Consider the following 18,699-nt stretch of genomic DNA (forward strand, 5'->3'; position numbering starts at 1 on the left):
CGCGGCCGGCAGGTTGCGGCCGGTCAGGCGCCGCAGCCGGTTGCGCAGCTCGACCGCGGTCACCGAGTCGAAGCCGAAGTCGCGGAACGCCTTGGTGGCGGTCAGGTCGTCGGCGCCGTCCATGCCGAGCACGGCCGCGGCCTCGGTGCGCACGGCGGTCAGCAGCACCCGGGTCGCCTCGGCCGCGGACAGCCCGGTCAGCTTGCGCACCAGGGCCGGCTCGTCCGCCTCGGGCTCCTCCTCGACCAGCGCGGCCCGTACGGCCGGAAGGTCGGACAGCAGCGGGCTGGGCCGGCCCGCCGTGAAGGCCGGGGCGAACTTGGCCCAGTCCATGTTGGTGACGGTGAGCGTGGTGCGGCCGTCCTCGATGGCCCGCTGCAGCACGCCGATCGCGAGGTTCGGGTCCATCACGTCGACGCCGCGCTTGAGCAGGTGCTCCAGGATCCGCTCGTCGGTCGCCATGCCCACTCCGCCCCAGGTGCCCCAGGCCAGCGAGGTGGCGGGCAGACCCCGCGAGCGCCGGTACGAGGCCAGCCCGTCGGCGAACGCATTGGCCGCCGCGTAACCGCCCTGGCCGCTGCTGCCCCAGCTGGCCGCCCCCGAACTGAACAGCACGAAGGCGTCCAGCGGGAGGTCGGCGGTCAGCTCGTGCAGGTGGCGGGCGGCGGTGAGCTTGGCCCGCAGCAGCCCGTCCAGCTGCTCGTCGGTGATCTGGTCGACCGGCGCGTCACCGGTGCTGACCCCGGCCGCGTGCAGCACGGCGCTGAGCGGGCGGTCGGCCGGGATCGTGGCGAGCAGGGCGGCCAGCGCGTCACGGTCGGCCACGTCGACCGCCGCGAGCGTGACCTCGGCGCCGGCCGCCTTGAGCTCGGCGGCCAGTTCGGCCGCGCCGGGGGCGTCCGGGCCACGGCGGCCGGCCAGCACCAGGTGCTGGGCGCCGCGGTCGACGGCCCAGCGGGCCAGCAGCCCGCCGATGCCACCGGTGCCACCGGTGATGAGCACCGTGCCGCTGGTGCGGAATTGCCCGACGTGGTCGCCGGCGGTGGCCGGGGCACTGACCAGGCGGCGGGCGACGACACCGGAGTCACGCACCGCCAGCTGGTCCTCGTCGCGGCCGAGCACACCGGCCAGACGTTCGGCCGCCGCGTCGCCGACGACGGCGGGCAGGTCGATCAGGCCGCCCCAGCGCTGCGGCAGTTCGAGGGCGGCGACGCGGCCCCAGCCCCACTGGGTGGTCTGCTCGGGGGCCGTCACCGGGTCGTCGACGCTGGTCGCGACCGCGCCCTGGGTGGCGACCCAGACCGGCGCGGAGACCGCCGCGTCGCCGAGGGCCTGCACGAGCCGCACGTTGGCCGACAGGCCCTGGGGCACAGCACCGTAGCGGCCGGCGGCCAGGCCGAGAAGGCTGAGCACGCCGTCGATGTCACCGGCGTCCAGAAGCAGCGCGGCCAGGCCGGGGCGGTCGATGACGGCGGGCACGTCCAAGCGTTCGGCGCCGAGGGCGGTCACGACGGCATCGGTTCCGGCCGGGGCGTCCTCGGGGACAACCACGAGCCAGCGTCCGGCCGGGGCGGGCCCGGGGCGTACGGGAATCCAGGAATCCTGGTAACGCCAGCCGTCGGTCACGGCGTCGTCGCGCTTGCGGTCACGCCAGGACATCAGCGTCTCGACGGCGCTCGCTTCCAGGGCGAGTTCCCCGTTCTCGACCACCTTCCAGAACTCGGCGTCGGCGTGGTCGGCGGCGACCGGCGCGGCCGCCTCGATGCTCGGCCAGAACCGCTGACGCTGGAAGGCGTACGTGGGAAGGCTGGTGCGACGGCCCGAGGGCACCACGCGTGTCCAGTCGACCGGCAGCCCGCGCACGAAGCCCTGGGCGGCCATGGTGAGCAGTTGCCGCAGGCTGCCCTTGTCGCGGCGCAGCGAGCCGAGCACCACGCCTTCGACGCCGGCCACGTCCAGGATCTGCTCGACCGCGCCGGTCATGACCGGGTGGGCGCTGGGTTCGATGAAGGCACGGTGGCCGTTCTCGACGAGCAGGCGCACCGTCTTCTCGAACTCGACGGTCTGCCGCAGGTTGCTGTACCAGTAGGCGGCGTCGAGCTCGGCGGTGTCGAGGATCCCGGCGGTCACCGTGGAATAGAACGGGATCTCCGAGCTGCGCGGGCGCACCGGCGCGAACGCTTCGAGCACGCGGTCGCGGATGACCTCGACGGCCGGCGAGTGCGAGGCGAATGCGGCCGGGATGCGGCGGTGCCGGACCCCGTCCGCCTGCAGTTCGGCCTGCAGCTCGGTCAGCTCGGCGACCGGGCCCGACACCACGGCCGAGGACGGCGAGTTGAACGCGGCCACCTGAAGGGCCGGCCACTTGGCGACCCGGGCCGCGGTCTCGGCAGGCGACAGCGACACCGAGACGAGGCTGCCGACGCCGTCGAGCGAGTCGAGCGCGATGAGGCTGCGCAACGCGATGATCATGCCGCCGTCGGCCACGGTGAGGCCGCCCGCGACCGTGGCCGCGGCGATCTCGCCCTGGGAGTGGCCGACGACCGCGTCCGGCTCGACGCCGAGCGAGCGCCACACCTCGGCCACCGCCACGAGAACGGCCCAGAGCGCGGGCTGCACCACGTCGACCCGGTCGAGCGGGACGGGTCCCTCGATGCCGCGGAGCACGTCGTGCAGCGACCATTCGACGTACGGGGCCAGGGCGGCCGCGCATTCTTCGATCTTCGCGGCGAACACCGGGGACGTGTCGAGCAGGTCGCGGCCCATGCCGATCCACTGCGATCCCTGGCCGGGGAAGACGAAGACCGTGCGTCCCAGCGGGGCGGCCACGCCGGTCACCGCGGAATCCAGGTCGGCCAGGCCGTTCGGGTCGAACAACACGGCCCGGTGGTCGAACAGCGAGCGGGTGGTCAGCAGCGAGTGGGCGATGTCGACCGGCGCGTGGCCGGCGACCACCTCGGCCAGGCGAGTGGCCTGACCACGCAGCGAGGCCTCGGACTTGGCCGAGAGCACGAACGGCACCACCAGCGGCTCGTCCACGGGCTCGGCCTCGGGCGCGGGCTCGGCCTGTTCGAGGAGGACGTGGGCGTTGGTGCCGCTGAGCCCGAACGACGAGACACCACCACGGCGCGGGCGGCCCAGCTCGGGCCACGGCGTCGCGTCGGACACCAGTTGCAGGGCGCCGCTCGACCAGTCGACGTGGGTGGACGGCTTCTCGGCGTGCAGGGTCGGCGGCAGCATGCCGTGCTGCAGGGCCAGGACCATCTTGATGACACCGGCGACACCGGCCGCGGCCTGGGTGTGGCCGATGTTCGACTTCGACGAGCCCAGCAGCAGCGGCGTCCGGCGGTCTTTCCCGTACGTGGCCAGCAACGCCCCGGCCTCGATCGGGTCACCGAGGCGGGTGCCGGTGCCGTGCGCCTCGACGGCGTCCACATCGGAGGTCGAGAGGCCGGCGTTGGCGAGCGCCTGCCGGATGACCCGCTGCTGCGACGGCCCACTCGGCGCGGTCAGCCCGTTGGAGGCACCGTCCTGGTTGACCGCCGAACCCTTGATGACGGCGAGCACGTGGTGGCCGTGGCGGCGCGCGTCGGACAGGCGTTCCAGCACGATCATGCCGACGCCCTCGGACCAGCCGGTGCCGTCGGCCGAGTCGGAGAAGGCCTTCGTCCGTCCGTCGGCCGGCAGCGCGCCCTGCTGGGTGAGCAGATAGAACGACCGCGGGCTGGCCAGTACCGTGGCGCCACCGGCCAGGGCCAGCGAGCATTCGCCCTGCCGCAGCGCCTGGGCCGCCAGGTGCAGCGCGACCAGCGAGGCCGAGCAGGCGGTGTCGACGGTCATGGCCGGGCCTTCGAGGCCGAACGTGTAGGACAGGCGGCCCGAGATGACGCTCGCGGCCAGGCCGGTGAGCACGTGGCTCTCGTTGTCCTGGCCCGCTTCGAGCAACATGCTCGCGTAGTCCTGGCCGTTGGTGCCGACGAACACCCCGGTCCGGCTGCCCCGCAGCGAGACCGGGTCGATGCCGGCCCGTTCGAAGGCCTCCCACGAGGTCTGCAGGAGCAGCCGCTGCTGCGGGTCCATGAGCAGCGCCTCGCGGGGGCTGATCCCGAAGAAAGCCGGGTCGAACTCGGCCGGCCCGTCGAGGAAGCCGCCCGAGGTGGTGGCGCTCTCGGCGGTGAGGCGGTCGAGGTCCCAGCCCCGGTCGGCCGGGAACGGGCCCATGGCGTCGCGGCCGTCGATCAGCAGCTGCCAGAAGTCTTCGGGGGTGCGCACACCGCCCGGGAACTGGCAGGCCATGCCGACCACGGCGATCGGCTCGTCGACCGCGCCCTCGGCCACCGTCTCGGCCCGGTCGTCGTCGGCGCCGGCCAGGAAGGCGGCCAGGGCCCGCGGCGTCGGGTAGTCGAACACGACGCCGGCGGGCAGCACCCGTCCGGTGGCCGCGCCGAGCCGGTTGCGCAGCTCGACCGCGGTGAGTGAGTCGAAACCGAGGTCGCGGAACGCCTTCTCGGCGCCGACCGCGGTGGCGTCGCCATAACCCAGCACCTCGGCCACGCTGGTGCGGACCACGTCGAGCAGCACGTCCAGGCGCTCGGTGGCGGCCCGGCCGGCCAGACGACGCTCGAGGTCGGCGGCGCCGCCCCCACGGACGGCCCGCACCTCGTCGAGGACCGTGCGGGCCTCGGGAAGCTCGCTGAGCAGCCGGCTCGGCCGGGTGCCGAGCAGCGCGGTCAGCAGCTCGCGGCGGCGCAGGTCGGCCACCACGACAGTGGCTTCCGGTTCGGCCGCCGATCGGCGAAGGGCCGAGAGGGCCCGCTCGGGGTCGATGGCCTGGATGCCGGTGCCCGCGGCCATGCCCGCCCCGGCCCAGGCGCCCCAGGCGATCGAGGTGGCGGCTCGTCCGGCGGCGCGGCGGCGCTGGGCGATGCCGTCGAGGGCCGCGTTGGCCGCGGCGTAGTTGGCCTGGCCCGGGTTGCCGACGGAACCCGCCATCGAGGAGAACAGGACGAAGGCTTCGGCGTCGGGCAGCAGCTCGTCGAGCAGCAGCGCCGAGGTCACCTTGGCCCGGTGGACCGCCTCGAAGCGTTCCGGCGTCAGGCTGTCGAGCAGTCCGTCGTCGAGCACGCCGGCGGTGTGCACCACCGCGTCGACCGGGTGCGCGGCCAGCAGGGCGGTCAGGGCGTCGCGGTCGGCGACGTCGCAGGCCACGATCTCGGCCGTGGGGAGCTCGGCCGCCAGCTCGGCGGCGCCGGGGGCGTCGGGGCCGCGCCGGCTGACCAGCAGCAGCTTGCCGGCGCCCCGAGCGGCCAGGTCGCGGGCGACCGCGGCGCCGAGCGCGCCCGTGCCACCGGTGACCAGCACGGTGCCGGAAGGCGTCCACTCCTCGCCGGTCGTTGCGGGAACGGGGGTCAGGCGACGGGCGTAGACGCCGTCGGCGCGGATCGCGACCTCGTCCTCGTCGCCGCCGAGCACCGCGGTCAGCCGCTCCTCGGCACCCGGTTCGACGTCGATCAGGCCGCCCCAGAGCTGCGGAAGCTCGAGCGCGGCGACCCGGCCGAGACCCCAGATGCCCGTACGGGCCGGGTCGACCGTCTCGTCGTGGACCGCGACCGCGCCCCGGGTGACCGCCCACAGCCTGGCCGTGACACCGGCGTCACCGATGGCCTGGATCAGCGCGGTGGTGCCGGCCACGTCGAGCATGGAGACGATCCCGTCGACCGGGCCCGCCTCAGTGAGCCGGGCGGCGAGGGCGGCCCGGTCGTGTCCGTCGGTGTCGAGCGTGACGGCCCCGGCGATTTCGCCTCCGATCGCCAGCCAGGTGCCGGTGAGCGCCCCGGACGGCGTGAACGGGCGCCAGGTCTCGCGGTAGCGCAGCGAGTCGCCGACCGCGATCTCCGGCCAGTAGCGGCGCCGCTGGAATGCGTACGTGGGAAGGTCGACGGTTGTGGCCCCGGTGCCCGCGAACACCGCCGCCCAGTCCACCGGCACCCCGGCCACATAGAGCCGGGCCAGGGCGGTGAGCAGCGTGGACTCCTCGTCGCGGCCCTTGCGCAGAGCGGGGATGCAGCCGTCGGCCATCGCCGACAGCACGCCGTCGGGGCCGAGCTCGAACAGGACCGCCCGCCGCTGGGCGAGGGTGGCGACGGTGTCGGCGAATCGCACGGCGTCGCGGACGTGGCGCACCCAGTACTCCGGGGTGCTCACGTCGCCGGCGGCCGCGATCGGCACGGTGGGACGGGCGAACGTGAGTCCGTTCACCACCGCGCGGAAGTCGTCGAGCATCGGTTCCATCAGCGGTGAGTGAAACGCATGGCTCACCCGCAAACGGCTAGTCTTCCGCCCGCGGTCCCGCATTTCCGCCTCGATCGCGGCGACGGCGGCCTCCTCGCCCGAGACGACAACCGCCTCGGGTCCGTTGACCGCGGCGATCGACACACCGGGCGTGAGCTGGATTTCCGCTTCGGCGGCCTGCACCGCGACCATCGCGCCGCCGGCGGGCAGCGCCTGCATGAGCCGGGCCCGGGCGGTGACGAGCGTGCACGCGTCGTCCAGGCTGAGGACCCCGGCCACGTACGCGGCGGTGATCTCGCCGATCGAGTGGCCGCCGACCGCGTCGGGCCGCACACCCCACGACTCGACGAGGCGGTAGAGCGCAGCCTCGACGGCGAACAGGGCGGGCTGGGTCCACTCGGTCCGGTTGAGCAGGTCGGCGTCGTCGCCCCACATCACGTCGCGCAGCGCGGGATCGAGCCGGGCCAGAGCCTCGTCGAGCGCGTCGGCGAAGACCGGGAAGCGGGCGTAGAGGTCGCGGCCCATGCCGAGGCGCTGGCTGCCCTGACCCGAGAAGAGCAGGGCCGCCGGGCGGATCGCCGGTGCCGCCCCACGGGCCACCTCGGCGCCGTCGAGGAGAACGGCCCGATGCTCGTACGCGGAACGGGTTGTCGCCAGCGAGAAGCCGATGTCGACCGGGTTGCCGGCCGTGACCCGCAGGCGTTCGATCTGGGCGTCCAGCGCGGCGGCCGACTTGGCCGCGACGGGCCAGGGCGCCGGCACCGTCGCGGATTGCGGCCGGGCCGGGGGCTCTTCGACATGCTCCAGGATCAGGTGGGCGTTGGTGCCGCTCACGCCGAACGACGAGACGGCGGCGCGGCGGGCGCGGCCGGAGTCAGGCCATTCAGCCGCGTCGGACAGCAACCGGATGGCGCCCGAGTCCCAGTCGACGGCCGAGGTGGGCGTGCCGAGGTGCAGGGTGCGCGGGGCCACGCCGTGCCGCATGGCCATCACCATCTTGATGACACCGGCGACACCGGCCGCCGCCTGGGCGTGGCCGAGGTTGGACTTCAGCGAGCCGAGCAGCAGCGGCGTCTCCCGCTCCTGCCCATAGGTGGCGAGCAGCGCCTGGGCCTCGATCGGGTCGCCGAGGCGGGTGCCGGTGCCGTGCGCCTCCACCGCGTCGACGTCGGCCGTCTGGAGACCCGCGTTGGCCAGGGCCTGCCGGATGACCCGCTGCTGAGCGGGTCCGCTGGGGGCGGTGAGCCCGTTGGAGGCGCCGTCCTGGTTGACCGCCGAACCCTTGACCACGGCCAGGACGCGGTGCCCGTTCCGCTGCGCGTCGGAGAGCCGTTCCAGCACGAGGACGCCGGCGCCTTCGGACCAGCCGGTGCCGTCGGCGTCGGCCGAGAACGACTTGCACCGCCCGTCGGTGGCGAGTCCGCCCTGCGCGGTGAAGGCGGCCAGGGCGCCCGGCGTCGACATGGCCGAGACACCGCCGGCCAGGGCGAGATCGCATTCGCCGCCGCGCAGCGACTGCGCGGCCAGGTGGATGGCGACCAGCGACGACGAGCAGGCGGTGTCGATCGCCATGGCCGGGCCTTCGAGGCCGGCCAGGTAGGAGATGCGACCGGCCAGGACACTGGCGATGGTCGAGGTCAGCGCGTACGCGTCGGCGGTGGCCCCGGCGTTCACCTTGAGGTCGGAGTAGTCCTGCCCGTTGGTGCCTATGAAGACGCCGGTGCGGCTGCCGCGCAGCGAGAGCGGGGCGATGCCGGCCCGTTCCATGGCGTCCCAGGTGGTCTCCATCAGCAGCCGGTGCTGGGGGTCCATCGAGACGGCCTCGCGCGGGGAGATGCCGAAGAACTCGGCGTCGAAGTCGGCCAGGTCGGTGAGGAATCCGCCGTGGCGGGTGGCCGTGGCGACGGCGTCGAGGTCCCAGCCGCGGTCGGCGGGCACCTCGGTGATGGCGTCCCGGCCGTCGGCGACCAGCTGCCACAGGTCCTCGGGCGAGCCCACCCCGCCCGGGTAGTGGCAGGCCATGCCGACGATGACGATCGGGTCGTCGGTGGTTTCCCGGGTGGCGACCACGGCCGTGGCGGCCTCGGTCCCGCCGAACAGTTCGGCGTCGAGGTGGCGGGCCAGCGCCTCGGGCTCCGGGTGGTCGAAGACCAGCGTGGCGGGCAGCGACAACCCGGTGAGGCGGCGCATCCGGTTGCGCATGTCGACCGCGCCGGCCGAGTCGAAGCCGAGGTCGCGGAACGCCAGGCCGGTGGGCAGGGTGTCGGCGTTGTCGTAGCCGAGGCAGCGGGCCGCCTCGCCCCGGACGAGGTCGAGCAGCGCCCGCTGTCGTTCGGCGGCGCCGAGCGGCGCCAGGCGCTGGACCAGTTCCGGTTCGTCGCCGTCGACGGCCGGCTCGGCCAGCGCGGCCGCGGCCTCGGGCAGGTCGGCCAGCAGGTTGCTGCGGCGGCTCGCGGTGAAGGCCGGGGCGAAGGTGGCCCAGTCGGTGTCGGTGATGGTGACGGTGGTCAGGTCGGCGTCGAGGGCGCCCTCGACGGCGGCCAGCGCGACACCGGTGTCGAGGGAACCGGTCCAGGTGACCGAGGTGGCCGGCAACCCGTCGCCGCGGCGCATCCGGGCCAGGCCGTCGTGCCCGGCCGCGACCGCGGAGTCCTCGGCGAACAGGACGAACGTCTCGGCCTCGGTGACCAGGTCGTGCAGGTTGCGAGCGGCTTCTGAGTCGGAGCCGGTCGCGGCGTGCAGGACCGCCGAGGGCCGGCTCGCCTTGACCACTGCGGCGAGAGCGTCGCGGTCGGCTGGGTCCACGGTGACGACCCGGTCGGCACCCTGCGCGAGGGCCCAGTCGGCCAGACGGTCGTCGGTGTCCCCGGTGACAAGCACCGTGCAGCCGGCCCAGCCGCCGTTGCGGCCGGTGGCCGCGGGCGCGTGGACGAGGCGGCGGCCGAAGACCCCGGCGGCGCGCACGGCGACCTGGTCCTCGGGGCCGTCGAGCACGGCACCCAGGCGTTCCAGGGCGCGCTCGTCGATCGTCTCGGGCAGGTCGACCAGGCCGGCCCAGGCGCGGCCCCAGTCGGTGGCCTGCTCGGGTGCGGTGACCCGGTCGCCGCGCCCGATCGAGACGGCGCCGCGGGTGATGCGCCAGACCGGCCCGTCGACCTCGGGGGAACCGGGGAACGAGATGGTGGCGTCTCCCCGGCCGGTCTTCAGCCCAAGGCCGTCGACCACCGCGAGCATCCACTCGGCGGGGTTGTCGGGGAGGACGGCGGTCCACGTTCCGGCCAGGCTTCCCGAGGCGGTGACCGGCTTCCAGCGGTCGGTGTAGCGCAGCGAGTCCCCGGCGGCCCGGCGGCGGCGCTGGTCGCGCCATTCGGTCAGGGCCGGGGTCAACGTGGCCGCGGTGGCGTTGTCGAGGGCCAGGGCGGCGCCCAGCTCCCCCGAGTCGACCAGGCCCCAGAACTCGGCGTCGACCGGCTCGGCCTTCGTCGCCGCGGCGGGTTCCGGCCAGTAGCGGCGACGCTGGAACGCGTACGTGGGAAGGTCGATGCGACGGCCGGCGGTGAACAGGCTCGCCCAGTCGACCGGCACGCCCCGGACGAACGCGGTGGCGGCGCTGGTGAGCAGGCGGTGCAGGCCGCCCTCGTCGCGGCGCAGAGTGCCGGTGACCAGGCCGTCGACGCCGGCCGATTCGAGGGTCTGCTCGATCCCGACGGTCTGGGTCGGGTGCGCGCTGGGCTCGACGAAGACGCGGTAGCCGTCCTCGATGAGCTTGCGGGTGGCGCTCTCGAACAGCACGGTCTGGCGGAGGCTGGCGTACCAGTAGCCGGCGTCGAGCTCGGCGGTGTCGATCAGCTCCGCGGTGACGGTGGAGTAGAACGGGATGTCGGTGGACCGTGGCGTGATCGGGGCCAGCTCGGCCAGCACCCGCTCGCGGATCAGCTCGACCTGCGGCGAGTGGGAGGCGTAGTCCACCGGGATGCGGCGGACACGGACGCCTTCGGCCACCAGCTGTTCGGTGAGCTCGTCGAGAGCTTCGGGCGAACCGGAGACCACTGTGGAGCGCGGGCCGTTGACCCCGGCGATCCCGGCCCGCTCGTCCAGGCGGGGCCGCACGTCGTCGGCGCCGAGCGCGACCGACATCATGCCGCCGAGCCCGGCCAGGTCGGCCGCGACCGCGATGCTGCGCAGGGCGACGACCCGGGCGCCGTCGTCGAGGCTGAGCGCGCCCGAGGCGGTGGCGGCGGCGATCTCGCCCTGGGAGTGGCCGATGACGGCGGCCGGCTCGACACCGAGCGACCGCCAGACCTCGGTCAGCGCCACCATGACGGCCCACAGGGCGGGCTGCACCACGTCGACGCGTTCGAGCAGGGTGCCCTCGCGCAGCACCTCGATCAGGTCCCAATCCACGTACGGGCGGAGGGCTTCCGCGCACTCGTGGATGCGGGTGGCGAAGACGGGTGAGGTGTCGAGCAGGTCGCGACCCATGCCGGCCCACTGCGAGCCCTGCCCCGGGTAGACGAACACCGTGCGGCCCAGCGGCGCGGCCACGCCGGTGACCGCGTCGTCCAGGTCGGCCAGCCCGGCCGCGTCGAACACCACGGCCCGGTGCTCGAGCGTGCCACGGGTGGTCAGCAGCGACCAGCCGAGGTCGGGCAGCGGCGTCGTGGCGGTCAGCGGCCGCAGCCGGGCCGCCTGTTCGCGCAGCGCCTCGGCCGACCGGGCGGTGAGCACCAGCGGCGTCACGCCCGGCGTCACGGCCTCGACCTGGATGTCGGCGGCGGGCGCCTGCTCGAGGATCACGTGGGCGTTGGTGCCGCTGACCCCGAACGAGGAGACGCCGGCGCGGCGGGGACGGCCGGTCTCGGGCCAGTCCCGGCGCTCGGTGAGCAGTTCGAGTGCGCCGGCCGTCCAGTCGACGTGCGACGACGGGGTTTCGGCGTGCAGGGTGGGCGGCAGTGCGCCGTTGCGCAGCGCCAGCACCATCTTGATGACACCGGCGACACCGGCCGCGGCCTGAGTGTGCCCGATGTTCGACTTGATCGAGCCGAGCAAGAGCGGAAGAGCCCGTTCCTGCCCGTACGTGGCCAGCAACGCCTGAGCCTCGATCGGGTCCCCGAGCGTGGTGCCGGTGCCGTGCGCCTCGACCACGTCCACCTCGGACGGTTCCAGGTGGGCCCCGGCCAGCGCCTGCTGGATGACGCGTTGCTGGGACGGGCCGTTCGGGGCGGTGAGGCCGTTGGAGGCGCCGTCCTGGTTGATCGCGCTGCCCTTGAGGACGGCCAGAACGGTGTGCCCGTTCCGGCGCGCGTCGGACAGCCGCTCCAGCACCAGCTGACCGGCGCCCTCGGCCCAGCCGGTGCCGTCGGCGTCGTCCGAGAACGCCTTGCAGCGGCCGTCGCCCGAGAGCGCGCGCTGCCGCGAGAACTCGACAAAAGTGCGCGGCGTCGACATCACGCTGACACCGCCGGCGACCGCGAGGTCACACTCCCCCTGCCGCAGCGCGGTGGCCGCCAGGTGCAGGGTGACGAGCGACGACGAACAGGCCGTGTCGACCGTCATCGCCGGGCCTTCGAGCCCGAAGACGTACGAAAGCCGGCCGGAGGCGACGCTCGGCGAGCTGCCGGTGATGTTGGCGCCCTCGAAGTCGTCGCCGAGCAGCAGGTGGTAGTCGTTGTACATGATGCCGGTGAAGACACCGGTCCGGCTACCGCGCAACGACCGCGGGTCGATCCCGGCCCGTTCCAGGGCCTCCCACGTGGTTTCCAGCAACAGCCGCTGCTGGGCGTCGGTGGCCACGGCCTCGCGCGGCGACATCCCGAAGAAGGCCGGGTCGAACTCGCCCGCGTCGTGCAGGAAGCCACCGGAACGGGTGTAGCTGGTGCCGGCCCGGTCGGGGTCCGGGTCATAGAGGGCGTCGAGGTCCCAGCCCCGGTTGTCCGGGAAGTCGCTGATGGCGTCGGTGCCGTCGAGCAGCAGCTGCCAAAGTTCCTCGGGTGTGCTGACGCCGCCCGGGAAGCGGCAGGCCATGCCGACGATGACGATCGGGTCGTCGTCGGTCCTGGTCTCGGTGACGGCCGCCTTCCGATCCTGACCGCCGGCGAGGTGGGCGGCGAGCACGGCCGGGGTCGGGTAGTCGAAGACGAGCGTCGCCGGCAGGGTGCGGCCGGTGGCCTCGGCGAGCTGGTTGCGCAGCTCGACCGCGGCGAGGGAGTCGAAGCCGAGCTCCCGGAAGGCCCGCTCGGGGTCGATGTCGGCGCCGCTGCGGTGCCCGAGGACGGCGGCCACCTTGCCGCGGACGAGGTCCAGGAGGTCGCCGGTTGTTCTAACCGCCTTCTTTACCGTGGGTACGAGGTCGCGCAAAAGGGCGGGCACGGCATCGGTGCGGGCGCGCAGGGCGGCGGTGTCCACCTTGATGGGCACGACGGTCGAGCGCGGCGAGTCGAGGGCGGCCGCGAACATGGCCAGGCCTTCGTCGGCGCCGATGACCGGGAGGCCCTGGGTGGCCATGCGGCGGCGGTCGACCTCGCCGAGCTCCTGGCTGAAACCGGCGCCGACATCCCAGAGGGAGAAGGCGATCGCAGTGGCGGGGAGACCAAGTTCCTTCCGGTACGCGGCGAGACCGTCCAGGAATACGTTGGCCGCCGCGTAGTTGGCCTGCCCGGCGGTGAGCACCATGCCACCGGCGGACGAGAACATGATGAAGGCCTCGAGGCTACGGTCGGCGGTCAGCTCGTGCAGCCACCAGGCGGAGTCGGCCTTGGCCCGGAGCACCTTGTCGAACCGTTCCGGCGTCATGCTCGCCAGCACGCCGTTGTCGCCGATGCCGGCCGCGTGGACGATGCCGGTCAGGTTGTCGATGCCGGCGACCAGTTCGGTCAGGGCGTCGCGGTCGGTGACGTCGCAGGCCACCACCCTCGCGCCAAGTTCTTCGGCCAGTTCGCTCGCCCCTGGGGCGTTTATTCCGCGCCTCGACACCAGCACCAGGTCGGTGACGCCGCGTTCGGTTGCCAGGTAGCGGGCCACCACCGCGCCGATGCCGCCCGTGCCCCCGGTGATCAGGACCGTGCCGCCGTCGAGGTCCACCGGCATGGGATCGTCGGCTGTCTGCCGCAGCCGAGGCACAAAGACCTCGCCGTCGCGGACCGCGGCCTCGGGTTCCCCTGTCGCGGCGATGGCCCTCAGAAGGTCGTCGTCCCCGGTCTCAGCCTCGATCAGAGTGAACCGGCCGGGGTGCTCGGTCTGAGCTGCCCTGACCAGGCCCCAGACCGGCGCTTGGACCACGTCGCCCGGCCTCGTGACCACTACCAGGGGCTGCTCAGCAGCCTGGACGGTCTGGAGGACTTCGGCGAGGAGGGTCTTTACGGCATCGGGGACATTTCCGATAGGCGTAGAGCAGCGGTAGACAGTTACGCCACCACCTCCCCCACCCTCCCGGGAAGTAGCCGACTCTAGAGCCTTGTCAAGCTCAAGGGCCGACTTATCCACAGCAGCGGCCGAAGCAAAAACGCGCTTATCCACACGCCGCCACTCCACCCCGTACAGAGGCGGCCGCACACTGAGCTGGTCCGCCGACACCTCACGGCCGATCAGCGACCCGATCGCCAGCACCGGCCGTCCGGCCGCGTCGGCCACCCACAGGGACAGCTCCCGGTCACCGGCCCGAACCAGATGCACCCGGACCGTCGTCGCGCCCTGCGCGTACAGGGCGACGTCGTTCCACGCGAACGGGACGGCGGTCGACTCCTCGGTGTTGCGCAGGATCGTGGCGTGCAGGCAGGCGTCGAGCAGGGCGGGGTGGATGCCGTAACCGCCGGCCGCCACCGCGTCGGGGAGGGCTACCTCGGCGTAGACGTCGTCACCGCGTACCCAAGCCTGCCGGAGGCCCTGGAACGCCGGACCGTAACCGAAACCACGGGCCGCGAAGATGTCGTAGGCGTCGTCGACGCCGATCGCCGCGGCGTCGGCCGGAGGCCACGCGGCCAGGTCGAAGGCGACGGCCACGCGGGTCGAGAGGACGCCGGAGGCGTGCTGCGTCCAGGTCTGGCCGCCGCCGCTGTGAATGGCGACCGTACGACGCCCGTCGCCGTCGGGGGCGCCGACCACGACCTGCAGCTGCACCGGCTCGTCGCCGAGGACCAGCGGCGCGGCCAGGGTCAGCTCGTCCAGGGCGGGGCTGCCGGTCTCGGCGCCCGCGCGCAGGGCCATCTCGGCGAAGGCGGCGCCCGGCAGCAGCACCGAGCCGAGGATCACGTGGTCGGCCAACCAGGGCTGGGCCGAGCGGGACAAGCGGCCGGTGAAGGTGACTCCGCCGCCCGGCGACCAGACCGCGGCGCCGAGCAGGGGGTGGTCGACGGGGGTCATGCCGAGCCCGGTGGGGGCGGTGGCCTCCAGCCAGTACGGCTCGTGCTGGAACGCGTACGTGGGCAGGTCGATGCGGCGACCGCCGGACAGCAGCGGCTTCCAGTCCACCGCGACACCCGTGACATGCAGGCGGGACAGGGCGGTCAGGAACGTCTGTTCCTCGTCGCGGTCGCGGCGCATCGTCGGCACGCCGCCGTCGACCATGCCGGCGAGCACCGCGTCGGGGCCGATCTCGAGGAACCGCGCGCCGGCCAGCTGCGCCACGTTGTCGGCGAACCGCACCGTGTCCCGGACGTGGGAGACCCAGTACGACGGGTCGGTCACATCACCCGACGCGACGATCGGGATCTGCGGCTCGTTGAACGTCAGGTTTTCGATGGCGTCGCGGAAGTCGTCCAACATCGGGTCCATCAGCACCGAGTGGAACGCGTGCGAGACCGTCAGCCGCTTGGTTTTCTCAAAGGCCGCGGCCAAGGCCACGACCTCGTCCTCGGCCCCGGAGATGACCACCGACCGGGGACCGTTGACGGCCGCGATCGACACGTTCGAGGTCAGCTCGATGTCGCCCGCAGCCGCCTCGATCGCCACCATGGCGCCGCCGGCGGGCAACGCCTGCATCAACCGCGCCCGCGCCGAGATCAACGTGCATGCGTCTTCGAGGGAGAGCACCCCGGCGACGTGAGCCGCCGCGACCTCGCCGATCGAGTGGCCGGTCAGGTAGTCGGGACGCAGGCCGAACGACTCCGCGAGGCGGAACAAAGCCACCTCCACCGCGAAGATGGCGGGCTGAGCGTTGCCGGTCTGGTCCAGGTCGTCCGCGTCGAAGTCGAGGTGCGCCACCACCTCGTCGTGGGCCGCCGCGAACACCGGGAACCGGGCGTACAGCTCCCGGCCCATCCCGGCCCGCTGCGAACCCTGGCCGGTGAACAGGAAGGCCAGCGCGCTCGTCCCCCGAGCCCGCCCGACAACGGCGTTGTCCTCCCCGGCGGCGAACGCCATGAGGTCTTCCGGCTGCACGACCGCCCGGTATTCGAGTGCCGCCCGCGTGGTCGCGAGGGACCAGGCCACGTCGAGCGGGTCGCGGTCGGCCACCGTCAAAAGGCGTTCCGCCTGGGCCCGCAACGCTTCCGGTGTCGCGGCCGAGAGCAGCCACGGCGTCGGGCCCTTGTTGCCGGGTCGATCGGCGACGGGCGCCGGAGTCGGACCCTGCTCGAGAATGACGTGCGCGTTGGTGCCGCTGATGCCGAACGACGACACCGCGCTGCGCCGGGCCCGGTCGGTCGTCGGCCATTCGCGCTGCCCGGTGAGCAGTTCGACCTCGCCCGCGGTCCAGTCGACGTGCGGCGAGGGCTCGTCGGCGTGCAAGGTGCGCGGCACCACCCCGTACCGCATCGCCTGCACCATCTTGATGACACCGGCGACACCGGCCGCGGCCTGCGAGTGCCCGATGTTGGATTTGATCGAGCCGAGCAGGAGGGGCAAGTCCCTTTCCTGCCCGTACGTGGCCACGAGCGCCTGAGCCTCGATCGGGTCTCCGAGCGTGGTGCCGGTGCCGTGCGCCTCCACGACGTCCACATCGGAGGCACGAAGGTCGGCGGCGGCCAGCGCCTGCCGGATGAGCCGCTGCTGCGAAGCCCCGTTGGGCGCGGTGAACCCGTTCGAGGCGCCGTCCTGGTTGACCGCGGTGCCGCGGATGACCGCCAGCACCTCGTGGCCGTTGCGCTTCGCGTCGGACAGCCGCTCGACCAGCAGCACACCCACGCCCTCGGACCAGCCCACGCCGTCCGCGCCGGCGCCGAACGCCTTGCACCGGCCGTCCACCGACAGGCCGCGCTGCTTGCTGAAGTCGATGAGCATGCCCGGGGTCGCCATCACGGTGGCGCCACCGGCCAGGGCCAGGTCGCACTCGCCCTGCCGCAGCGCCTGCGCCGCCAGGTGGATGGCGACCAGGGACGACGAGCAGGCGGTGTCGACCGTGACGGCCGGGCCCTCGAAGCCGAGCGTGTAGGAGACCCGGCCGGAGACGACGCTGCCGCCGGCCGTGGCCGCGGGGTTCACGTTGAGCGCGTAGTCGTGGTACATCACGCCGGCGAAGACACCGGTGCGGCTGCCGCGCAGCGTCGACGGGTCGATGCCGGCGTGCTCGACCGCTTCCCACGACGTCTCGAGCAGCAGGCGCTGTTGCGGATCCATGCTGAGGGCGTCGCGCGGCGAGATCCCGAAGAATCCCGGGTCGAACTCGGCCGCGTCCCGCAGGAAGCTGCCGTGCCGGGTGTAGCTCTTGCCGTCCTTGCCCGGCTCGGGGTCGTACAGGTTCTCGATGTCCCAGCCCCGGTCGGCCGGCAGGGCGCCCACGGTGTCGACACCGTCGAGCACGAGCCGCCACAGGTCGTCCGGGCTGTGCACGTCGCCCGGGTAGCGGCAGGCCATGCCGACGATCGCGATCGGCTCGTCCACGCGGACCGCGACCGGCGCGGCGACGACCGGCGCGGGCGCCGTCCCGCCGAGCGAGGTGTCGATGAGCTCGGCCACCGAGGCGGCGGTCGGGTGGTCGAAGACCAGGGTGGCCGGCAGCGTGAGGCCGGTGCGGGCGGCGAGCTGGTTGCGCAGCTCGACGGCGGTCAGCGAGTCGAAGCCCAGCTCCTGGAAGGCACGCGCGGGCTCGATGGCGTCCGCGGTGCCGTGGCCGAGCACGGCGGCGACCTGGTCACGGACGAGGTCGAGGACCGTACGGCGGCGTTCGCCCGCGGTGAGCCCGGCGAGGGTGTCGGCCAGGCCACCGGTGACCGCGACCGTGGCGGCCTTCCGGCGGACCGGCCCGGCCAGATCGCGCAGCAGGGCCGGCACAACATCGGTTCGGGCGCGCAGCGCGGCCGTGTCCACCTTGATGGGCACGACGGTCGAGCGCGGCGAGTCCAGGGCGGCCGCGAACATGGCCAGGCCTTCGTCGGCGCCGATGACCGGGAGGCCCTGGGTGGCCATACGGCGGCGGTCCACTTCGGTCATGTCCTGACCCAGACCCGTGCCGACATCCCAGAGCGAGAAGGCGATCGCCGTCGCCGGGAGACCAAATTCCTTCCGGTACGCGGCCAGACCGTCCAAGAAGACATTGGCCGCCGCGTAATTGGCCTGCCCGGCGGTCAGCACCATGCCACCCGCCGACGAGAACATCACGAACGCCTTGAGGTCGCGGTCCGCGGTCAGCTCGTGCAGCCACCAGGCGGAGTCGGCCTTGACCCGGAGCACCGCGTCGAAGCGTTCCGGGGTCATGCTTGCCAGCACGCCGTTGTCGCCGACGCCGGCCGCGTGGACGATGCCGGTCAGGTTGTCGATGCCACTGATCAGCTCGGCCAGGGCGTTCCGGTCGGTGACGTCGCAGGCCACCACCCTTGCGCCCAGTTCGTCGGCCAGCTCCCGGGCGCCCGGTGCTTCCAGTCCGCGCCGCGAGACCAGCACCAGGTCGGTGACGCCGCGTTCGGTTGCCAGGTAGCGGGCCACCACCGCGCCGATGCCGCCCGTGCCGCCGGTGATCAGGACTGTGCCGTCGAGGTCCAGCGGCGTGGGTTCATCGGCGGCGCTTTGGCGCAGCCGGGGCACGAAGACCTCGCCGTCGCGGATCGCAGCCTCAGGCTCGCCGGCCGCGACGATGCCTGCAATCAGCTCGTCGTCGTCGCCGTCGGACTCGATCAGGGTGAAGCGGCCGGGGTGCTCGGCCTGGGCTGCCCTGACCAGGCCCCAGACCGGCGCTTGGACCACGTCGCCCGGCCTCGTGACCACTACCAGGGGCTGCTCAGCAGCCTGGACGGTCTGGAGGACTTCGGCGAGGAGGATTTTTACGGCATCGGGGACATTTCCGATAGGCGTAGAGCAGCGGTAGACAGTTACGCCACCACCTCCCCCACCCTCCCGGGAAGTAGCCGACTTTAGACCGCTGTCAAGCTCGAGGGCCGACTTGTCCACAGCCAGGGCCGAAGCGAAAACGCGCTTATCCACACGCCGCCACTCGACCCCGTACAGAGGCGGCCGCACACTGAGCTGGTCCGCGGACAC

Annotated in this window: 1 pseudogene (running past one end of the window); it reads right to left on the minus strand. The window is 73.3% G+C overall.

Going from position 1 to position 18,699, the window contains the following annotated elements:
• Window positions 1-18,699: pseudogene (locus JIG36_RS52360) on the minus strand (type I polyketide synthase); its annotated part runs 8,031 nt beyond the window's last position; the annotation flags it as partial.

The sequence above is a fragment of the Paractinoplanes ovalisporus genome (assembly GCF_016834655.1).
Classification (GTDB): Bacteria; Actinomycetota; Actinomycetes; order Mycobacteriales; family Micromonosporaceae; genus Actinoplanes; species Actinoplanes ovalisporus.